Here is a 19,705-nt window from a genome sequence, read left to right as displayed (position 1 = left end):
GACATCACGGAATACGGGTGAGACTTCATGCTTTGATATAGGCGTGAGTACTTCAGCAACCATTGAAATGAGGCCCCTGACGGCGGAGGACCGCTGTGACGCATGCGGTGCACAGGCCTATGTGCGCGTAGTCATGCCCTACGGCGAATTTCTATTCTGCGGGCATCACGCCAATCAGCATCTGGAGAAGCTGCGGGAGGGCGCGGTGCGTATCCAGGACGAACGCGACCGTATCGATTAGAGGTACAGCGCGGAGGCGGGTGCCACGCGGTACCCGCCTTTTGTGTGCTCGCGATCCGGGCATCGCCGTTTTCGCGCCGGGCAGGATAGTACGCCTGCGTAGTTGTCCGGTGCCCCTGACTTCGCCACACCTCGTCGGTCCTCGCACAGACGTTCGATACCATGTACGGCGTGTCAACCAGCGAAGAATACTCAGCTCGTCATCTCCAGGTGCTCGGCGGCCTCGACGCCGTTCGCAAGCGCCCCGGCATGTACATCGGCACAACGGATTCTCGTGGCCTCATGCATTGCCTGTGGGAAATCATCGATAACGCGGTCGATGAGGCGCTCGAGGGCTTCGCTCATAACATCAGGGTGATTCTGTACGGGGACGGTTCCGTCGCTGTGCACGACGACGGTCGCGGCGTGCCCGTAGACACCGTGCCGGGCGTGGGACTCTCCGGCGTGGAGGTGGTGTACACGCGCCTCCACGCCGGAGGAAAATTCGGCAGTGGTTCCTACTCCGCGTCCGGCGGACTCCACGGCGTGGGTGCGTCCGTGGTGAACGCGCTCTCAGCCCGGATGGATGTCCAGGTGGACCGGGGTGGAAAGACCTATCAAATGCAATTTCGCCGCGGTGAGCCGGGCGTGTACAGCGATGGGCAAAAGCAACCATCCCCGGAAAATCCATTTAAGGCATTTACGGACGGGAGCGAACTCGCCATCGTTGGGAAAACGGCCAAGAAAAAGACAGGCACGCGGGTGCGCTACTGGGCGGACCCGGAGATTTTCCTCTCCACCGCCGAGTTCTCCTACGAGGAACTAATCGAGCGCGTACGGCAGACCGCATTTCTCATCCCTGACCTGAGCATCGTGGTGGAGGATCACCGTGCCGAGGCCGTAGGGGAAGATGGCAACCCGGTCACGCAGGAATTCCGCTACGAGGGTGGCACCAAGGATTTTGTGGACTTTCTGGCCGCGGATCGGGCGGTGACGGACACCATCCGTATTTCGGGGGAGGGCACCTACGAAGAAAAAGCACAGGTGCTGGATAAAAAGTCGGGGCACCTGCGGGCAAAGAGCGTGGAACGTACGGCTACCGTGGACGTGGCGCTGCGCTGGGGCACCGGTTATGAGACGCGGGTGGAGAGTTTTGTCAATATTATTCGTACTCCCGAAGGAGGCACCCACCAGACGGGATTCGAGCAGGGACTACTCAAGGCCATGCGCGCGCTGGTGGATAAGAACTCTCGCAAACTGAAGATCACCAGCCGTGACGTGCGCATCGAGAAGGACGACGTGCTGGCCGGGCTCACCGCCGTCGTCACCGTGCGCATGGCGGAACCTCAATTTGAGGGCCAAACCAAGGAGGTACTGGGGACGGCGCCCATCCGCCAGATTGTGTCCACCATGGTGACCGAGCAGCTCACGGAAGTGCTGGGTTCCTCCAAGCGTGATCAGAAAACAGAAACAAATCGGCTGCTGGAAAAGGTGGTCGCGGAAATGCGGGTGCGCGTATCGGCCCGTATGCATAAGGAAATCTCGCGCCGCAAGAACGCGCTGGAAAGCTCCGCGATGCCGGCAAAGCTGGCGGATTGCCGCTCCGAGGACGTGGAAAACGCCGAACTGTTCATTGTGGAGGGCGACTCCGCGCTCGGTACGGCGAAGCTAGCCCGCGACAGCGAGTTTCAGGCGCTCCTCCCGATTCGCGGGAAAATCCTCAACGTGCAGAAGGCATCACCGGCGGAGATTCTGCGTAATGCGGAGGTGTCCGCCATTATTCAGGTGATCGGTGCCGGCTCGGGGCGCACCTTCAACGTGGATAATGCGCGCTACGGCAAGGTCATCATGATGACGGATGCGGACGTGGACGGTGCGCACATTCGCACCCTGCTGCTCACGCTGTTCTTCCGGTACATGCGCCCACTCATCGAAGAGGGCCGCGTCTATGCCGCCGTGCCGCCGCTCCACCGGATCGAGGTGGCCGGCTCGGGCGGAAAGAAAGGCCGCTACATCTACACCTACTCGGAAGCTCAGCTCCATCAGGAGATCCGTAAGCTGGAGCGGGCCGGGAAACGTTACAAGGAGCCCATCCAGCGCTACAAGGGCCTGGGGGAGATGGACGCGCAGCAGCTGGCCGAAACCACCATGGATCGGGATAAGCGGACGCTGCGGCGTATCGACATCGAAGATGAGGCGGCGCTGCGCGAGGCCGAGAGCGTATTCGACGTGCTCATGGGAAGCGAGGTGGCGCCGCGCCGCCAGTTCATCGTGGATGGCGCGGACGATATCTCCATGGATGCCATCGACGCGTAGGGGTACGTTAGTTACGATCAGTATCCACGAATGAGATAGGGCGTACCGTGCGAAGTAGTGGTGCCGAGGCTCGCTGGTGGTGGAGCAAGATAGGGCTGCAGGTGGGGTTGGCCTTTGCGTTCTTCGTGCTCCTTCTGTCGGTGGGTTACATACCGACATTGGTAGCCTCTGCGTGGAAGCTCTTGTTATCAGAGTCCTCAGATGGCGAGGCCTTGCGCGGTATTTCTCTCGAAGACGCGCTAGAACCCGTCGCATTCGAGATGACCAACTGGTGGGATGTCACGGTCGGAATACTCGCGATAGTAGTTGTTCTGATTAGCGTGGAACGTATCGCCAAGTGGGCGCAGGGCCAACGAAATCGATTGAAAGAGTTCAGGGCGCGAGTCGTACACGTATTTCAAAAGGTCGATTCAGGCGAAAAATGTAGTCCTGAGGTTGTTCGCGTACTCGGGAATGAGTCGTACGTCATGCACTTGCTCAAGCCGGAAAATGACGGAGGAGGGGCTCACGTGAGCCCCTTTCAACGTCAAACAGAGAGCATAATTTCCGATTTCGAATCAGAAAGCAGCGAAGAGCGCGTGGCCCGTGGCACTCTGTATGCTCTTTTTCCTGGCGCCGCCATAATGGCAGGAGCGGGGCTCACATCGCTTGTATATGCCAGCCTCAGCGACTCGCAGGCCGTTAAGGGAACCATCCTTTGGGTTGTGGCAATTCTTGCGGTGGACCTGTCTCCAGTAGCCCTCGCCGCCTCGCAGGGATGGGAGGACAGCGCGTCACGAGCACTATCTGCGTTCCGTTGCGTCACAAATTGGAGCGTGTTGAGCTGGGAGTACCGTCACTCTGCTGGAAGTGGCGGTGAGGGGAAGAATCTTCAGCTGAGTGATGCAACGGGTACGTGGCGCCGTTACTGGCCGAGTTTGTTGCTGCTTGCGGCCATGATAATCCTACCGGTCGGTTGTATAGCTCTTTGGAAGCCAGCCCCCGATGCGTCGATCTCTGGAGGTTCGATCGCTGGGTACTTGGTCATCACAATCGGCATGGCCATCATACAGGCGGCTTTTACTCAGAGGATTGGTTGGGAGCGCGGCGAATCACTTCTCAACCTGATTGACGAATACAAGGTCATCTCAGGGCCAGGCGGTGAGTGGTCGCAGAATGGCGGAAACGGAGCAGAAGCCTGCCGGCCGAGATGGTCCCGGGGAACGCCCTGGATGATTTGGGCCATTCTGTGTGCGATTTATACTACGCTTTTCGTTAGTATTTCATTTTTGGCGTGGAACTGGCCGTGGGGGATCCTTCCTGCAATCATATTCTTGGTCGTTGAGGTGGCACTTGTGGTCTGGTACGGCGCACTTTGGCGGCTACCGAAAAAGCCGCTGACAACGTGGGACGACATACGGGATGCAAAACTGCCGAGTCAACTCTGGAACTTCGTTGAGAGAGGTGGCCGGCGGCGGGCCCGGCGGGCATTTAATACCCTTCTCCGTGTGATTGACGTGGAGCAAACGCATGCTGAATCCTCGCGAAACGTGGACACCAAATTGACTCCTACCGCTCAGGCATCAGACAGCCCGAGTACGTCCACACCGTCGCAGCATCAGCCGAAGATAGCAAGTTTTGGCTGGGGTATAGCCGTCGCCCTTACGCGGATGCCCGGTGGGTGGCCTAGATTCCACCTGGCGACGTCCTCGACGAAGAGTCACCCAGACCAGGGCAAGTAACCCACCTCTCAGCCTAGTGATACCACCCCTCAATGTAGCGACACCCGCCCGCAAAGTCCTCAGATCCGCCCGAAAACCGAGATATTGCTACGGCTTCCCGCGCGACTACGCTGAGACCATGGCTGAACAGATTACTAATAACCGCGATTCGCTCCGGGAGGACTTTTCGGGTCTGGACCCGAACAAGACGGTTGCGCTACAGCTCTCGCACCGTACCATTCGCCGCTTCACGGACGAGGCGCTCACGAACCGTGAGGTGGAGACGCTCCTGGAAGTAGCCCGTCATACGGCCACGTCCAGCTTCTATCAGCAGTGCACGATCATTCGCGTCCTCAACCCCGCCATTCGTCACGAGATTTATGAGGCCTCCGGCCAGCCTTACGTGGATGGCACCGCCGGCCAGCTGTGGATATTCGTTGCCGATGTCCACCGCGACGCCCAGATCCGTAAGGAGGCTGGCCAAGGTCCGGAGGCTACCGAACTTGCCTCCACCTTCTTCGCCGCCGTCAAGGATTCCCTCCTGGCCGCGCAGAACGTAGTGGTGGCCGCCGAGTCCATGGACCTCGGTACCGTTTACCTCGGCTCCATTGCGGGGGATTACCGTCGCGTCATCCGCGCACTCAAACTGCCGCGCCAAACCTTCCCGGTCCTCGGCCTCCTCATCGGCCACCCGGCCCAGGCGCCCCAGTACAAGCCGCGCCTCCCACTGAACGTCACAGTCGGCGTCGACGAGTACCCCGCATTCTCCAACGTTACCGAGGCGCTACGTGAGTACGACGACGTCGTCGCCCAGTACTACGACCTCCGGGACGAGAACCGCAGGGTAGATAAATTCACCGCGCAAATCGCTCGAAAAATGGGTGTGAGCCGCAGCGAAACGGCGCCGCTCCTTGCGGTCATTAAGGAGCAGGGACTGGCACTGCGCGACGAGTAAGGCACGGCGGCTGCTGCGCCGGCGGTCGTGGAGCCCGCGTCACCTGCATAATCCGCGGCTCCACGAAACCAGATAAAAATGGCGGACCCGCAATCGCGAGTCCGCCATTCAGCGTCGGCCAGATCGGCCTGGGTGGATCGGCGCGCCGACCACCCAGAGTTCCTACAGCACTTTGGACAGGAACGCCTGCGTGCGCTCCTCGGTGGGGGAGCCGAAAATCTGCTCCGGGGAGCCCTGCTCCAGAATGCCGCCCCCGTCCATGAACAGGATGCGATCCGAGGTTTCGCGGGCGAATCCCATCTCGTGGGTCACCAGAATCATGGTCATGCCGCGCAGTGCGAGGTCACGAATCACATCCAGCACATCGCCCACCATTTCGGGGTCGAGCGCGGAGGTGGCCTCGTCGAACAGCATGATGTCCGGCTTCATGGCCAGGGCTCGGGCGATCGCTACACGCTGCTTCTGACCACCGGAAAGCTCCGTGGGCCGCGAATTCGCGCGCTCGGCCAGGTGCACACGGTCGAGCAGCTGGAGTGCCAGCTTCTCGGCTTCGGGCTTGGACATGAGTCCCAGCACAGTGGGCGCCATGGTCACGTTCTCCAGCACCGTCTTGTTGGGGAACAGATTGAAGTGCTGGAACACCATGCCAATGCGGCGTCGCAGCTTATTAAGGGACTTCTTGTCCCCGGTGATCAGCCGGTCGCGGAACTTAATGGTGCCGGAGGTGGGGGTTTCCAGCCGGGTGATGGAGCGCAGGAAGGTGGACTTGCCGGCACCGGAGGGGCCGATGATGGAGACCACTTCGCCCTCGTGAACATCTACGGAGAGGCCCTTGAGCACGTGGGTGTGCCCATAGTTCTTGTGGAGGTCCTTGACGGAGAGAATGACCGGCCGCTCATGGACCGGAATGGAAAGATCTACATCCGCGTTGGTGCGGAGAATATCGGTGGCACTCACTTGTTGAACCTCCTATCGAGAATATTGGACAGCCACGTCAGGAGCATGATCACGATGAAGTAGAGAACGCCCACAATGATCCACATCTCGAAGGAGCGGAAGTTGCGGGCAATGATCTGCTGCCCCTGATAGGTGAGTTCTGCCAGGCCCAACACCGCCAGGAGGGAGGTGTCCTTGAGGGTGATGATGAACTGATTAATAGCGGAGGGCGTGGCGATCTTAATCGCCTGCGGCACCACCACATGGGTCATGGATTGCAGCCAGCTCATACCGAGCGACCGCGCCGCTTCCATCTGGCCCGGATCCACCGAGTCAATACCGCCGCGCACAATTTCCGTCATGTATGCGCCGGCATTAAGCGCCAGGGTAATAACGCCCGCCCAGAACACCGGAATGTTTTGTCCGGTGACGGCGGGAACACCGAAGTAGAAGAAGAACGCCTGCACTAGCACAGGGGTGCCGCGGAAGATATTGACGTAAATAGCGGCGAGTGCCTTGAGAACACGATTGTGGGACACCCGGAAGAAGCCGAACAGGACGCCCAGTGCGGTGGCGATGGCCAGCGCGATGGCGGCGACCGCCACGGTGATACCTAGGCCGCGTAGCAGGCTGGGAAGTGAACTGGACAGTAGGCCCCAGAAGGACGTGTTGGCCTCGGACGCATCACTACTCAGATACTTATCAATAATCTGCTGGTAGGTGCCATCCGCCTTCATCGAGGCAAGTGCATCATTAAATGCGTTGAGATAGTCCGCGTGTGTGCCCTTGAGTACGGCCGTACCGTACTGTGCGCCGGATTCCTTGGGGGTGACCACCTTGAGGCCATTGCCCTGCTTAATCCCGTAGGCCAGCACCGGATAATCATCAAATACGGCGGCTGCGTGGCCCGCGTTCACCTCGGAGTACATGGTATCCGCCTGTGCCAGTGCCTTGACGGTAAACCCGTATTTATCGGCAATGGACTGCGCGAATGCGAGTCCTTCGGCGCCCGTCTTGGCTACTACCGTTTGGCCGCGGAGATCCTCATAGGAGGTGATGTCATTATTGTTGGCCCGCACGGCCATCTGGACCCCGGAATCGAAATACGGGTCCGAAAAATCAAAGACTTTCTTGCGCTCATCCGTGATGGACATGCCGGATAGCACCGCGTCGGCCTGTCCGGACTGTACGGCCTGGAGAGCGGCGTCAAACCCAACCGCCCGGATGGTGACCGTGAAACCTTCGCGCTTGGCGGCCTCGTTAATGAGGTCAATATCGATGCCCGTGAGTTCACCGGCGGTATCCCGGTACTCGAACGGGGCGAAGGTGGTGTCCGTTGCAATAACAAAAGATTTGCCCCTTGCGCTGTCCGAGCCTGAACTACCGGCTGCGAATGCACTTGGGGCATTAGTAAACATGCTGATCATGAGTGCCATCAGCGTGATGACCAGGAGCGCGAAGCGCCATCCCATGATCTTTGACGCGCCAAATCCTCGCATCATCGTCCTTTCTACTGGTCTCGACTGGCGGCCGGATGGCCGTAGTTTTCCGGCTCCCGGAAGGCGATAGCGCCACGTGGGGCGGAGAGTCGGTCCCTTGGAACCGTATGGGGAGAGAATACTCGGCCGAGCTTGAACGTCAACGGTCCTACCATCATGCGAAAAGCCTGGAGTGCACCTGGTGAGACGATGTAGGGGACGGAGCGCGGCGGACAGGTTGGCGGCGCGGCGCGGTTTTTCCCGGGACGATGCCGCCTACCCGCGTTCGTCGTGCGAATCTCACTGTGGTGTGCGGAACGTGGTGCGAGGGAACGGCCGAACACTATCCGATGGCGGCTATGGGTGCCTCCACCTCCGTACCGCTCGCATCACGCTTCTCCACCGGCTCCGGTAGGGGCACCGCTCGTCCCGACGCGCTCACCGCCCGCAGCGGCTCCATCCCCACGTAGGCGAGTTGCAGCATGTCCTCGCCCTTCAGGAAACGCTGGCAGCGCACGCCACCGGTGGCACGTCCCTTGGCCGGGAAACGGTCCAGCGGGGTCACCTTCGCGCTACCGGATGCCGTGCCGGGTAGGGCGCCCGAGGCGGCGGCAACCGTGGCCACAAGGGCTGCGCTCACATCCTCATTGCGCACCACCCCGAGTGCAATGACATGCGCGTCGGCAGCCAGCTTCATTCCGGCAATACCGCGGCCTGTGCGGCCCTGTGGGCGAACGGCGGAGGCTTCAAAGCGCAGCAGTTGTGCGGTGTTTGTGACCAGTACCAGTTGGCTGGCATCCGGTGCCGGTGCAGCACCGATCACTCGATCCCCATCCTGAAGCGTGATGATCTCCCAGGAATCCTTGTCCGGGTGGGCTGCCTGCAGGCGCTTAATCCGGCCCTGCGCCGTGGCGATGGCCAACGGTGGTGCCTCCTCGCCCAACGGCACCAGGGTGAGCGGCACTTCTCCGTTCCCGAACAGAGCGAGTTCGCCAATGGGCGAGCCACCCGCCAACGACGGCGCGCCTGCTGAATCAGGAATGGTGGGAAGCGAGACGACGTCGACGGCGTACACCGTTCCCGCATCGGTCAGTACCCCCACGCGTCCGCGCGCGGTGGCAGGTACCGCGGCAACAACGGCGTCGTGAAGTATGCGGGGACCAGTACGGACCGGTCGCTCACCGCTTTCCGTGCGCGCCACCAGGCCGGTGCCGGAAAGCAGCACCCACGTGGGGTCGTCGGCAATCTCGAGAGGGGCGGCGGGGGCGGCGCCATCGGACGCAAGGAGGACCGTGCGCCGCGGCGTGCCGTAAGTACGCGCCACCTCGGTCATCTCGTCAGCCACCACGCGGTGCAGGTGCGCTTCACTCCCAAGAATGTCCGTGAGCTCGGAAATGGTCGCGTTCAGCTCATCCCTGCGCTGCTCGAGCTCCAGCTGAGAGTACCGGGTGAGCCGGCGCAGACGTAGTTCAAGAATGTAATCCGCTTGCGCCTCGTCCAGATCGAAGACGGCCATGAGGCGGGTGCGGGCGGCCGCCGTGTCCTCGGAGGACCGGATAACGGCGATCACCTCGTCGATATTGAGCACGGCGGTGAGGAGGCCCTCCACCAGGTGGAGATCATCCTGCGCCTTCTTCAGGCGGAATTCGGAGCGGCGCCGCACCACGGTGATGCGATGATCCACCCACACACGTAGTAGTGCTTTGAGGCCGAGGGTTTGCGGCTGGCCATCAACGAGTGCCACATTGTTAATACCGAAGGATTCTTCAAGCGGGGTGTGCCTGTAGAGCTGGGCAAGCACGGCCTCCGGGTTGAAGCCGTTCTTCACCTCCACCACCAGGCGCATGCCGTGGTGGCGGTCGGTAAGATTTTGCACCCCCGAGACGCCCTTCACCTTCTTGGACTGCACCGCATCCTTGAGCTTGGCAATCACCTTCTCCGGGCCCACCAGGTAGGGGAGTTCGGTGAAGACGATGCCGCGCTTGCGAGCGCTCACCTTCTCGATCGACGCCGTGGCCCGTGTACGGAAAATCCCGCGGCCCGTTTCATAGGCGTCCCGAATACCGTCCAGCCCCACGATCTTCCCGCCCTCGGGGAGATCCGGGCCGGGGACAAAGCGCATGAGATCATCCAGGGTGGCATCGGGGTGGGCAAGCAGATACTTGGCTGCATTCACCACCTCCACCAGATTGTGGGGCGGAATATTCGTGGCCATGCCCACGGCAATACCCGAGGAGCCATTAACCAGCAGGTTGGGAATGGCCGCTGGCAGTACCGAGGGTTGCTCCAGCGTGTTGTCATAATTCGGCACCATGTCCACGGTGTCCTCGTCAATTGAGGCGAGCATGGGCAGGGCGGCGGGGGCCAGGCGCGCTTCCGTGTAGCGCGAGGCGGCCGGACCATCATCGAGCGAGCCGAAATTGCCGTGTCCATCCACCAGCGGCAGGCGCATCGTGAACGGTTGAGCCAGACGCACGGTGGCCTCATAAATGGCCGAATCGCCGTGTGGGTGCAGCTTCCCCATCACCTCACCCACCACGCGGGAGGATTTGACATGCGGCTTGTCGGGGCGCAGCCCCATCTCACCCATCTGGTAGAGGATGCGCCGCTGAACGGGCTTGAGGCCGTCCCGCGCATCCGGGAGCGCACGCGCGTAGATCACCGAGTAGGAGTACTCGAGGAAGGAGGTGCGCATCTCCGTGGACACGTTGACGTCAACGATGTGTTCTGAAACGGAAGCCATGCCCCCTAGTATCGCGGAATCTGCGGCCGCGGTGGGTGATACGAACCGCGGTAGGCTCGCCTCATGTCCATTTTTTCAAAGGCTTCAGACTTCGTGCCCGTGCTCCCGGCGAACCTTCGCGGCGTGCTGGGGGCGTGCCTGGACGCCGTGGGGATTTCCACCGCTAGCGGGGGATCCACCGGCGGCGAGGACCGTGCCGTACTGGGGATCCCGGCTGCCAAGCGCGTCTGCCTGGTCCTGGTGGACGGTCTAGGCGCCCTCAATCTTGCCGAGCGGCTTTCCTACGCCGCTCACCTGCGCGCCTGGGACCGTCACGTGATCTCCACGATTGCTCCCTCCACCACGGCTGCCGCGCTCACTGCCCTAGGCACCGGTGAGCGCCCGGGGCAGACGGCCATGCTCTCCTACGCGCTGCGGTCCCCGGCCACCGGGCGAAGCTTCTCACTGCTCAAATGGAAGCAGGCCGGGATGAGACCGGAGGAGTGGCAGCGGGTTCCTACGTTGTTCGAGCAGGCGGCAAGCCGGGTTGCCGATGGCCCGGCCACTGAACACAACGATGGGATGGCCCGTGAGGTAGCGACGTGGGCACAGGACAATATGGACGAGCCCCCGGTGGCCGTGGTACAGGATCCAGCCTTCTTCGCCTCCGGCCTCACGCGCGCCAGCCAGCGGGGCGCCTCGCACCTGGGCGGGAAAACGCTTGCTGAGCGCGTGGACCGTGCCGCCGCGTTTCTCCGGACGGGCCGGCTCGCATATCTCTACTGGGACATGGTGGATCACGCCGGTCACGGACACGGCTGGCGCAGCGAGGAATGGGCCGCGCGCCTTGAGGAGCTCGATTCAGGACTTGGCCGCCTCGAACGTGCCCTGCCCACCGGCACCCTGATCGTGCTCACCGCGGACCACGGCATGATTGACGTGACCTCGCGCTATGACATCGCCTCCCTGCCCGAGCTACGCGAAGGCGTGGACCTTGTCTCGGGAGAGGAACGCTGCCGTCACCTCTACACCCGCGATCCGGAAGGCGTACGCGAGCGGTGGCAAAACGTTCTGGGCGACGACGCCGTTGTGGTCACCAAGCAGGAGGCTGCCGCGAGTGGAATCTATGGGGAAATGAGCGAGTGGGCGCTCGCGGTGTGCGGGGATGTCATTTCATTCCAGCGTGGCTGCGTGGCCGTGTCCGATTCCCGCGAGCGGGGTGCAAACCGCCCCTTCATGAAGGGCGTGCACGGCTCACTGACGGAAGCGGAGATGCGCATCCCCCTGGTGCTACATGAGGTGGGGCGCTAGTCCTTCTTGCCGAAGACGATCTCATCCCAGCTGGGCATGGTGGGGCGGTCCTTCCGGCGTCGCGAGGCCTTTTTCTTGGGTTCGGGAGCGGGTTCGGCTGCCTTTGGAGTCGAACTCGGCTCGGTTGAAGAGGCCGGCTGGTCCGCCGTGGTCGGCGTCGCAGCATCCGCGGCATTTGTGCCGTCGGCCGGGCGCGCCTCCATTGCCGTGCGCTGATCGGCACGCTCCAAAACACCAAGCTCTTTCAGCAGGCTGCGCTGGCCGGGCGTGTCCGGGGCCCGGAGCGGGAGCACGCGTGCCGTCGGACCATCCGCGGGGGTGTCCGCGGCAGGATGGGCGCCGTCGAACCCGGGGGCGGGAACGTCATTGTCCTCATCCGGCATGGGGCGGAATTTGCCGCGCTGGGAATCAAGTGAGGATAGGACCGCGTCAATGGAGGGCACGCCGCCTAGATTCTCCGCCGGTGGCGTGTTGACCGGACGCCAGGGGGCGGCGTCGTGCTCAAGGGATGATTCGGAGAGCCATGCGGCCTCATCGTTGAGGGCTTCGACGGTGCGCGCCTCCATATCCACGCTCCAGCGGGCCCTGTGCGGGTTCCCGTCCACCTCGAAACCGGCGGTGAGCTCCCACGGATGGCCATGTGTGCGCGTGGCATCCCACACGACGCTGCGCGCCGGGACCCCGCGTCCCACCAGGCGGGACGTCACCAGTTCTTCAAGTGTGAAGGCGCCGGTATCCTGGCTCACCGGGAAGCGGCGGGCCTGCTGGGCCGTGTAGGCGCGCTCCACCTCGATTGGATGAGCAAGGGCTGCAATACGGGAGGCCGGCGTTGCGGCCAGCTCCGATACTTCATCAACCGTCTTGCCCTGCCGGATGAGCGCCTGGATTTCCCTGGGTGCCATTTGATGGGCCGGCTTGGTGGCAATCTCCTTGGGATCCCGATCACGGCGTAGGAGGGCGCGCAGATCATCGGTGACGGGCAGGGAGTAGCGGTTGCCCTCCGCATCATTGAGGGTGATGTGTTCCCCGTCTGATTGCAGGCCCAATAGCTCCAGAGACTTCATGGCAACCTTTCTCCGCTTGGTGGCTACATCGTAGCCGCCCTGCCAGGTCGGTGCGAAATGCCGCTCTTGACAGGTGGAATCCGCTTGCTACACTAGCCGCGCGTTCAGGAGCGCGAGCGGGAACATCTTAGTTCCTTCCGCGTTGTCTTGATGAGCCATAGGGGGATCGGACCCACAAGAGGAGCAGAGATGGCAACTGATTACGATGCCCCGCGTAAGCGGGATGACGACATCCGCGAGGATTCACTGAAGGCCCTGGGCGCGCGTTCCGAGGACCAGTCTGGAAACGTTGACGAGGATGAGGTAGAAGCGGCGGAAGGTTTTGAGCTGCCCGGCGCGGACCTGTCCAATGTTGAATTAGCCGTCAACGTGGTGCCGGCACAGGACGACGAATTTACGTGCTCCCAGTGTTTCTTGGTGCACCATGCTTCACAGCTGGATCACTACGAGAACGGGTTACCCGTTTGCCAGGACTGCGCGGCTTAACGAAGAAGGGCGCCTCGGGCGCCTTTCTTTATGCCCGGTGGTGTTTTTGCGCCCGGCGGTGCGGGTGATTGTGCGGGTGTTCACGTCGTCCGGTGTGCTCGCCGCCGGTTCGGGTGCCTGTCACAATCGCCCCGGCGCGAGCGGATGAAAAGCAGGTAGCCTGGGACGGACAAAGGAGCAAGCACCATGGGACTGTTTTGGCATAGGAAGCACAAGGACGCGACGGAAGGCACGCCTGAGGCGCCACAGGATGTGGTTTCCGAGCCGGCGGAGGGCGAGGATATTGCGGCGGGCGGCGTGGCCCCCGCTGCATCTACCGGCTATACGCGCGGTCAGGATGGCCTGGGTCCTTATGATGCGGATTCGGATGATGTTCCCGAGGCGCGCCGGATCGACGCGGGTGCGCTCCAGCTCCCGTATGTGGAGGAGGCTCGCATCCAGTTTTCGGTGATGCAGCAGCAGGGCACCGTGATGGGCGTCGTGTACTCCAAGGGCGGTACCTCCGTCCAGCTCCAGGTATTCGCGGCGCCAAAATCGCACGGAATCTGGGATGAGATTCGCCCCGCCGTCATCACGTCAATTGTTTCCCAGCACGGCCACTTCGATGAGGTGGACGGTCACTACGGCAAAGAAGTGGATGCCTCTATGGTGGGTCCCTCCAAGGGGGTGCGTGTCCCCGTGCGTTTCATCGGTATTGATGGCCCCCGCTGGCTACTGCGGGCGGCCATGACCGGGGCGGGAGCACAGGGTGCCCAGGATGGCATTGATTTTCTCCACGAAATCCTGGACAACCTGGTGGTAAGCCGAGGGCAAACCCCGCATCCGCCGCGTGAACTGCTTCCGCTGCGCCTTCCCCAACCGGACCGGACTGCACCACGGCCGGAGCGCCCCTCCATCGAGCTGCCCAAGCGCGGCCCCGAGATTCAGGAGATCCACTAGCGGTGAAACGCCAGGTAACGGTGACCGGAACGGTAACCTCCATCTCCTACCCGGGTACCACCCGCCAACCCCACGTCGCCGTGCGGGTGCACGCTCCGAATGGAGATTGGACAGCCATGTTTCTTGGACGCCGAAGCATTCGCTGCCTGGCGGTGGGGGACCACGTGGTCATGCGGGGTGCCCCGGTCTGCTGGCGCGGTGAGCGCGTCATCGTGTGCCCGAGCTACCGGGTGCAACCACTGGTGGAGGTGTCATGAGCGGCGTGCGCTCCGTGGCGGGGGAGTCCTTCAATATGTGGGAGGCCGTGGGAGGCGTCCGCGGCGTTATCGAGGCCAATGCACCGGCCATCATTTTCGTGGTTCTGTACACGGTGACCGGTGGCCTCGGCGTTCCACTGGTTACCGCTCTCGCCTTCGCGCTACTGGCCACGCTTATCCGCACATTCCAGCACCTGGATACCGGTCCGGCCCTTGCCGGCCTTTTTACTACCGCTCTGTCCACTATCTGGGCGTGGCACAGCGGGCAGCCCGCCAACTATTTCGCGCTTGGCCTCATTCTTAACATTGTCTACTGCGCGATACTGCTACTCTCCGTGCTCGTACGGCACCCACTGGTGGGATACATCATCGGTTTTCTTCGTGACGACGCCGCTGCCTGGCGCACCTCCACGGTCCCGGAGGGTAAAACCACCCGGCGCCGGTACACGGTGGTGACATGGATGTGGGCGGGGCTATTTGCTCTGCGGGTGGCGGTCCAGGGGCCGCTCTACCTGGGCGGGCTGACGGCTGCGCTTGGCGTGGCGAAGGTCATTATGGGCCCGTTCCTCTACGGTGGCGTGCTGTGGCTGTCCTGGCTATTGGTGCGTGATCTTCCACCGGTGGATACCTACCTGCACCCCTACGATCCGGACGACCCGGTGCTGTAGCGTTCGGCGTCGTCCCAGCGCCCAAAGCCCGCCGTACAGTGCCCCGTCGGTTAGGCCGCCGCGCCCCGGAAAAGCGCCTCCACCGTGCCCATGGAGGCCTTATCGATAGTGCCGATGAGGAGCACCTGGTCTCCGGCATCGAAGGTGAGGTCCGGATCGGCGGCAAATGGGGCGCCGTCGCGCACAATTGCGGTGATCGCAACACCCGCCGGAAGGCCGAGGGCGGCCACCGTTGTGCCGCGGGCCGGCGCGGTGTCGGCCACGGTTGCCTGCCAGAGCGAGGCACCGGAACGATGAAAGACGAGCACGCGAGAGAGGCTGCCATCCGCCACCGCATCCTGAACCAGTGCCGTCATCGTGCGCGGGGTGGACACGGTGACATCCACGCCCCAGCTGTCATTGAACAGCCATTCATTCTTCGGATTATTGACGCGGGCGATCACACGCTCCACGCCGAATTCCGTTTTTGCCAGGAGCGAGGTCACCAGATTGACGCGATCGTCCCCGGTGGCGGCCACCACGATGTCCGCCTCGCCGGCGCCCGCAGCTTCCAGCGTGGGAATCTCGCAGGCATCACCCAGCTGCCAATCCGCCTCCGGTACGGAGGAGATCTTCATCGCCTGCGGCTTGACGTCAATGATGGTGAGGTTGTTTGCAGCCACGAGTTCGCGCGCTACGCTACGGCCCACGGCGCCGGCGCCCACAATAAGGATGTTCACTGGGAGTCCTTCTTTGAGTTCATGAGCACATGCTGCGCGGCAGCGGCATGCGCGGTGGGAACGATGAGGGAGAGGCCATCGCCATCCTGAAGCACCTCGTCCTCATCGGGGAGTACGCCCGCACCGTAGCGGGTGAGGTAGGCGACGCGGGCACCGGTGGCGTCCTCCAGCTGCGCCATGGAGGAACCAAACCAACTCTCATCCACATCCACGTTCACCAGGGACATCTCAGCAATCGCATCCGAATAGGTGTAGTGAGGGCCGAGCGGAATGAGCTTGTGGAGCACGCGGTCCGCAGTCCATTTCACGGTGGCCACCGTGGGGACACCCAGCCGCTCATAGAGGTCTGCCCGGGACGGATCATAGATTCGCGCCACCACGTTGGCGATACCGAAGTTTTCTCGCACCACGCGGGCGGCGATAATATTCGAATTATCGCCGGAAGAAACGGCAGCGAATCCGTCCGCCTCCTCGATGCCGGCCTGCTTGAGCACGTCACGGTCAAATCCCACACCGGTCACCTCCTGTCCGGTGAAATCCTCCGGAAGACGCCGAAACGCCTCTGCGTCCCGGTCAATGATCGCTACCGAATGACCCATGCTGGCGAGGGTACGCGCCAGCGACGCCCCCACTCGGCCACAACCCATAATCACGAAGTGCACGCGCTTCACGCTACCGCACGAGGCCCGGATGTGGCCGGCCACCCGCCATCCGCTTCGCGGGCGGGCCGGGTACCGTTATATGCGATGACACGCACAGCGAAAGAAGCGGCCGGCGCCACGGGTATCTACGTTCTGGTGACCATGTCCGCGATTCTGGTTCCCGGCCCGCTCCAGAACACCCTCGCGCACGCCCCCGCCGGCACGGTGGGTGGGGCAACGGCCGTGGGCATCGCCGCGCTCGGGATTGCGCTGGCCGGCAGCCTGGGTGTTACGCGGCTGGTGCCGCGCGCCTCCTCCCAGACGCTGGCGGCCACCTACCTGGGCGCTCGTGCCGGCGTCATCATGGCGGCCGCTCGTTTTGTGTGCCACGTGCTCCTGCTGGTCATGATTGCCGGTGTGGTGGCCACCGTCATGGACCGCATCACCCCATTTGCCGTGGACGGGCGGCTTATCACCATTCCGATGGTAATTCTTCTTGCCATCCCCACCATGCTGGGCAAGCGCGTGCCGCCGCGATTACTCGGCGCGGGCGGCTTTGCCGCCGGTCTAGCCCTCACCACGGTCATTGTGGCCGGGCTTATTCATGAGGCATCCGCCACGGATGCGGCATTCGCGGCGATCGCGCAGGCTCCGGCCGCGCCCGCTCCGCTGCCAACGATGCACCCAGGCACAATCCTCTTTGCCTCGGTTCATCCCACGCCTACCGGGAGCGCGGGATACACGGGTGCAGACGTGGTGCGCGGTTGCCTGGTGGCTCTCCTGCCCGCTGCGCTCCTCGTCGTCGTCTCCGAGCGCCTCACGCCCCGCAGAGAACGACGCCACGTGCCCTTCCGTGTGCTTCTGCGTTCTTTCGGCCTGGCGGCCGTGGCCATCATGCTCTCCACCTACATGGTGGAGGCGTTGGGCTTCGGTGGCGCGGAGGGCGATGTCACGCTGGTGGGTGTAGCGGGTGCCCTGATGAACGGGCAGGTGGCAGCCGCGGTGGGTGGTGCGCTCATCCTCGGTGCAATGTCTGCTGTGCTCGTGGTCTACGACCGTATTCCCCGTCTCCTGAGTGAGCTCGCGCGGGATCGCATTTTGCCGGCGGCGTTCGCCTCCCCGGAAGCGCGTCGGCCCCGGCGCGCCGTCGTGGTGGTGGCCGGACTGCTCGCCGCCCTCATTGCCGCCTTCGTCACGGTTAACCGTGAGATGGCGCAAATGTTTGTGTTCAGTGCGTTCACCGTGTACACGCTGTATGCGCTGGCCCTCGTGCGGCGCGGCCTCGCCGTGCTTCGCAAGAGTGAGGAACAGGAGGTGCGGCGCCGCGCGGCCACCTCGCGCTGGGTGTTCGGCGTTCTCGCCGTATTCGGCTTACTTGTGCTCCTTACGGAGGTGGTGGTGAACCCGTTCTCCTCGCTCCTCACGATGCTGGTGCTGGCGGTGCCGTCCGCCCTGGTGCTGGCGGGGCAGCGGCGGCGCGCCATGGCTGTGGAGACACTGCGGCCCGACGATCTCACCGCCGGTCGAAGCCTGCCCACCCGCGTACACGGCATCATTCTTGTCGATGCCCTGGACCTTCCTTCTCTGCGCGCGGTGACCTATGCGCGTTCGCTTCGGCTCTCCACGCTCACCGCGCTGCTGGTGGACTTCGATCCGCGCCGCACCGGTCGCGTGCGCGAAGACTGGGATGCCTCGCGCCTTCCCGTCAGCCTCACCGTGCTGGGAACGCCGGCCGGCTCTCTTCGCGAACCGGTTCTCACCTACGTGCGTGCGTTGCTTGCCGGGCATCCGCACGACGTCGTCGCCGTGTTTGCGCCCTCTGTGTCACGGCCGGACGCGGGGCGCGCGGGTATGCTCCGCGGGGGCATGCGGCGGCTTTTCGCGGAGTTGTCCCAGGAAGATCGCGTGATGCTTATTGCTGTGCCATATCCGGTATCCGAAGCTGAGGAGTCCGAAGAATGATTAACGTCACACTCACCGATATTGGGCATCGCGGCGTGGCCGTGGGCCATCTGCCGGCGGAGCCGGGCCATACTCGCGGGAAAACCGTGTTTGCTCGCTTCGGGTTGCCGGGAGAAACCGTGGCGGTGGAGGTCACTTCGGAGAACGCCAAGTACCTGCGCGGCGACGTGGTGGAGGTGCTGGAGAACCCATCACCGCATCGGGTGGTGCATCCCTGGGCCGAGGGCGGACCGGGCGGCGTGGGTGGCGCGGACCTGGGACACGTGGAATTCGCCTTTCAGGCCGAGTGGAAAACCCGTGTCCTGCGCTCCACGTTGCGGCGCGTGGGCGGGGAGGCTCTCGCTGAGCACCTGGATGAGGTGGGGATCGAACCGCGTGTGCGCACCCTCCCTTCGGATCTGCCCGGTGGGGGTTGGCATACCCGGACGCGCATTGAGTTGACAGCGGACGCCGAGGGTCGGCTCGGCATGTACCGGGAGCGGGGCAAAGAGATCCTTCCGCTTCATTCCATGCCGCTCGCCGTTCCTGAGATTGCGGAGCTGGGGCTGCTGGAGGGGCGTTGGAACAGTGTGATTCGGCCCGGGGACCGCGTACGTGCCGTGGCGCCCAGCGGCTCGGATCCCGTGGTGGTGATTAACCGGGAGGTAGAGAGCGCACCCGGGATCGGCGTGAGTCCATTCGTCACCGAGGATGTGGTGGTGGACGGCGCCCTCTACTCCTACCGGGTACGGGCCGGCGGATTCTGGCAGGTGCATCGCATGGCGCCGGAAACGCTCATCCGTCTGGTGATGCGCGCTGCCCGCCCGCACGACGGCGACCGCGTGGTCGAGTTGTACGCCGGCGCCGGATTGTTCACCCAGCCGTTGGCCATCGCGGTGGGTGCGGGTGGCCGGGTCAGTTCGGTGGAGGGGAGCGCCCTGGCCGTGGAGGATGCTCGCGCGAACCTACGGGACTTTCCGTGGGCGCAGGCCGCTACCGGCAAGGTGACGCCGCGGGTGGCAAGCACGCCCGCGGACGTGGTGGTGGCCGATCCGCCTCGCTCTGGCCTGGGAGTAGACGTGGCAAAAGTGCTGGGTAGCGGGGAGGCGCGGCGCATCGTGCTTATCTCCTGCGATCCGGCGGCGATGGCGCGTGACGTGGCCACGCTGGTGGCCGAAGGACGCCGGGTGACCTCCATTGAATCCGTGGACCTGTTCCCGAACACGTATCACTTCGAAGTGGTCACCGCGCTGGAGTAGCACGGGCAGCGTATAGCATCGGTAGGCGGCTCGCCGGTGGGGCGAACCCAGCCGCAGGGCTGGACGCGCCGAACGCCAACGGCGAACCACGGGT

Annotated in this window: 17 protein-coding genes; 11 read left to right on the top strand and 6 right to left on the bottom strand. The window is 63.2% G+C overall.

Going from position 1 to position 19,705, the window contains the following annotated elements; translation table 11 throughout:
- The first annotated feature begins 43 nt into the window (after positions 1-43).
- From EIH27_RS03430 to EIH27_RS03415, 4 genes are all read left to right on the top strand, one after another.
- Positions 44-241: a DUF7455 domain-containing protein gene (locus EIH27_RS03430; protein ID WP_124039555.1), complete on the top strand. Its 198-nt coding sequence runs from the start codon at positions 44-46 to the stop codon at positions 239-241.
- A gap of 170 nt (positions 242-411) precedes the next feature.
- The gene (locus EIH27_RS03425; RefSeq protein WP_420892136.1) at positions 412-2,535 is read left to right on the top strand and encodes a DNA gyrase/topoisomerase IV subunit B; all 2,124 of its coding nucleotides are present in this window, start codon (positions 412-414) and stop codon (positions 2,533-2,535) included.
- A 47-nt stretch (positions 2,536-2,582) separates the two neighbouring features.
- Entirely contained in the window at positions 2,583-4,256 is a 1,674-nt protein-coding gene (locus tag EIH27_RS03420; RefSeq protein ID WP_124039553.1) for a hypothetical protein, read from the top strand.
- A gap of 118 nt (positions 4,257-4,374) precedes the next feature.
- Positions 4,375-5,190 carry a nitroreductase family protein gene (locus tag EIH27_RS03415; protein ID WP_124039552.1) on the top strand — a complete coding sequence of 272 codons (816 nt, stop codon included), beginning with the start codon at positions 4,375-4,377 and terminating at the stop codon, positions 5,188-5,190.
- Positions 5,191-5,352: 162 nt separating this feature from the next.
- On the opposite strand, the gene EIH27_RS03410 is transcribed toward EIH27_RS03415, so the two are convergent.
- From EIH27_RS03410 to EIH27_RS03400, 3 genes are all read right to left on the bottom strand, one after another.
- Positions 5,353-6,099: an amino acid ABC transporter ATP-binding protein gene (locus EIH27_RS03410; RefSeq protein WP_478212208.1), complete on the bottom strand. Its 747-nt coding sequence runs from the start codon at positions 6,097-6,099 to the stop codon at positions 5,353-5,355.
- Positions 6,100-6,143: 44 nt separating this feature from the next.
- The gene (locus EIH27_RS03405; protein WP_206424871.1) at positions 6,144-7,628 is read right to left on the bottom strand and encodes an amino acid ABC transporter substrate-binding protein/permease; all 1,485 of its coding nucleotides are present in this window, start codon (positions 7,626-7,628) and stop codon (positions 6,144-6,146) included.
- 319 nt (positions 7,629-7,947) lie between these two features.
- Positions 7,948-10,347 carry a DNA gyrase/topoisomerase IV subunit A gene (locus EIH27_RS03400; RefSeq protein ID WP_124039551.1) on the bottom strand — a complete coding sequence of 800 codons (2,400 nt, stop codon included), beginning with the start codon at positions 10,345-10,347 and terminating at the stop codon, positions 7,948-7,950.
- 63 nt (positions 10,348-10,410) lie between these two features.
- Between EIH27_RS03400 and EIH27_RS03395 the strand changes: the two genes are divergently transcribed.
- Positions 10,411-11,637, top strand: a complete 1,227-nt coding sequence (locus EIH27_RS03395) for an alkaline phosphatase family protein (protein ID WP_124039550.1) — start codon at positions 10,411-10,413, stop codon at positions 11,635-11,637.
- On the opposite strand, the gene sepH is transcribed toward EIH27_RS03395, so the two are convergent.
- The gene (gene sepH / locus EIH27_RS03390) at positions 11,634-12,701 is read right to left on the bottom strand and encodes a septation protein SepH (protein WP_124039549.1); all 1,068 of its coding nucleotides are present in this window, start codon (positions 12,699-12,701) and stop codon (positions 11,634-11,636) included. The genes EIH27_RS03395 and sepH overlap by 4 nt on opposite strands.
- 189 nt (positions 12,702-12,890) lie before the next feature.
- On the opposite strand from sepH, the gene EIH27_RS03385 reads away from it, so the two are divergent.
- The 4 genes from EIH27_RS03385 (at position 12,891) to EIH27_RS03370 (ending at position 15,051) form a co-directional block, all read left to right on the top strand.
- Positions 12,891-13,187, top strand: coding sequence for a DUF4193 domain-containing protein (locus tag EIH27_RS03385; protein ID WP_124039548.1), 297 nt, complete (start codon positions 12,891-12,893; stop codon positions 13,185-13,187).
- A 186-nt stretch (positions 13,188-13,373) separates the two neighbouring features.
- Positions 13,374-14,126 carry a DUF3710 domain-containing protein gene (locus tag EIH27_RS03380; RefSeq protein WP_124039547.1) on the top strand — a complete coding sequence of 251 codons (753 nt, stop codon included), beginning with the start codon at positions 13,374-13,376 and terminating at the stop codon, positions 14,124-14,126.
- A 2-nt stretch (positions 14,127-14,128) separates the two neighbouring features.
- The gene (locus EIH27_RS03375) at positions 14,129-14,383 is read left to right on the top strand and encodes a hypothetical protein (protein ID WP_124039546.1); all 255 of its coding nucleotides are present in this window, start codon (positions 14,129-14,131) and stop codon (positions 14,381-14,383) included.
- The gene (locus EIH27_RS03370) at positions 14,380-15,051 is read left to right on the top strand and encodes a DUF3159 domain-containing protein (protein WP_124039545.1); all 672 of its coding nucleotides are present in this window, start codon (positions 14,380-14,382) and stop codon (positions 15,049-15,051) included. The genes EIH27_RS03375 and EIH27_RS03370 overlap by 4 nt, the downstream gene beginning before the upstream one ends.
- A 50-nt stretch (positions 15,052-15,101) precedes the next feature.
- Here EIH27_RS03370 and EIH27_RS03365 read toward each other — a convergent pair whose 3' ends face one another.
- Positions 15,102-15,770: a potassium channel family protein gene (locus EIH27_RS03365; protein ID WP_124039544.1), complete on the bottom strand. Its 669-nt coding sequence runs from the start codon at positions 15,768-15,770 to the stop codon at positions 15,102-15,104.
- On the bottom strand, positions 15,767-16,432 hold the full coding sequence (locus tag EIH27_RS03360) for a potassium channel family protein (protein ID WP_206424870.1): 666 nt from the start codon (positions 16,430-16,432) through the stop codon (positions 15,767-15,769). Before EIH27_RS03360 ends, EIH27_RS03365 begins: the two co-directional genes overlap by 4 nt.
- Before the next feature lie 84 nt (positions 16,433-16,516).
- Between EIH27_RS03360 and EIH27_RS03355 the strand changes: the two genes are divergently transcribed.
- Entirely contained in the window at positions 16,517-18,373 is a 1,857-nt protein-coding gene (locus EIH27_RS03355; RefSeq protein ID WP_164461586.1) for an APC family permease, read from the top strand.
- A complete protein-coding gene (locus tag EIH27_RS03350; RefSeq protein ID WP_124039541.1) occupies positions 18,370-19,611 on the top strand; it encodes a class I SAM-dependent RNA methyltransferase in 1,242 nt (413 codons plus the stop codon). Before EIH27_RS03355 ends, EIH27_RS03350 begins: the two co-directional genes overlap by 4 nt.
- Positions 19,612-19,705: the final 94 nt, after the last annotated feature.

This window comes from Neoactinobaculum massilliense (assembly GCF_900604955.1).
Lineage (GTDB): Bacteria > Actinomycetota > Actinomycetes > Actinomycetales > Actinomycetaceae > Neoactinobaculum > Neoactinobaculum massilliense.
The sequence above is the reverse complement of the archived record's forward strand: the minus strand, read 5'-3'. Positions and strand labels throughout refer to the sequence as shown.

What these genes read in the sequence shown, in the direction of transcription:
- EIH27_RS03350 (WP_124039541.1), top strand. Translation starts at nt 18,370, where the DNA reads ATGATTAACGTCACACTCACCGATATTGGGCATCGCGGCGTGGCCGTG.
- sepH (WP_124039549.1), bottom strand. Translation starts at nt 12,701, where the DNA reads ATGAAGTCTCTGGAGCTATTGGGCCTGCAATCAGACGGGGAACACATC.
- EIH27_RS03395 (WP_124039550.1), top strand. Translation starts at nt 10,411, where the DNA reads ATGTCCATTTTTTCAAAGGCTTCAGACTTCGTGCCCGTGCTCCCGGCG.
- EIH27_RS03380 (WP_124039547.1), top strand. Translation starts at nt 13,374, where the DNA reads ATGGGACTGTTTTGGCATAGGAAGCACAAGGACGCGACGGAAGGCACG.
- EIH27_RS03355 (WP_164461586.1), top strand. Translation starts at nt 16,517, where the DNA reads ATGACACGCACAGCGAAAGAAGCGGCCGGCGCCACGGGTATCTACGTT.
- EIH27_RS03400 (WP_124039551.1), bottom strand. Translation starts at nt 10,347, where the DNA reads ATGGCTTCCGTTTCAGAACACATCGTTGACGTCAACGTGTCCACGGAG.
- EIH27_RS03415 (WP_124039552.1), top strand. Translation starts at nt 4,375, where the DNA reads ATGGCTGAACAGATTACTAATAACCGCGATTCGCTCCGGGAGGACTTT.
- EIH27_RS03385 (WP_124039548.1), top strand. Translation starts at nt 12,891, where the DNA reads ATGGCAACTGATTACGATGCCCCGCGTAAGCGGGATGACGACATCCGC.
- EIH27_RS03405 (WP_206424871.1), bottom strand. Translation starts at nt 7,628, where the DNA reads ATGATGCGAGGATTTGGCGCGTCAAAGATCATGGGATGGCGCTTCGCG.
- EIH27_RS03370 (WP_124039545.1), top strand. Translation starts at nt 14,380, where the DNA reads ATGAGCGGCGTGCGCTCCGTGGCGGGGGAGTCCTTCAATATGTGGGAG.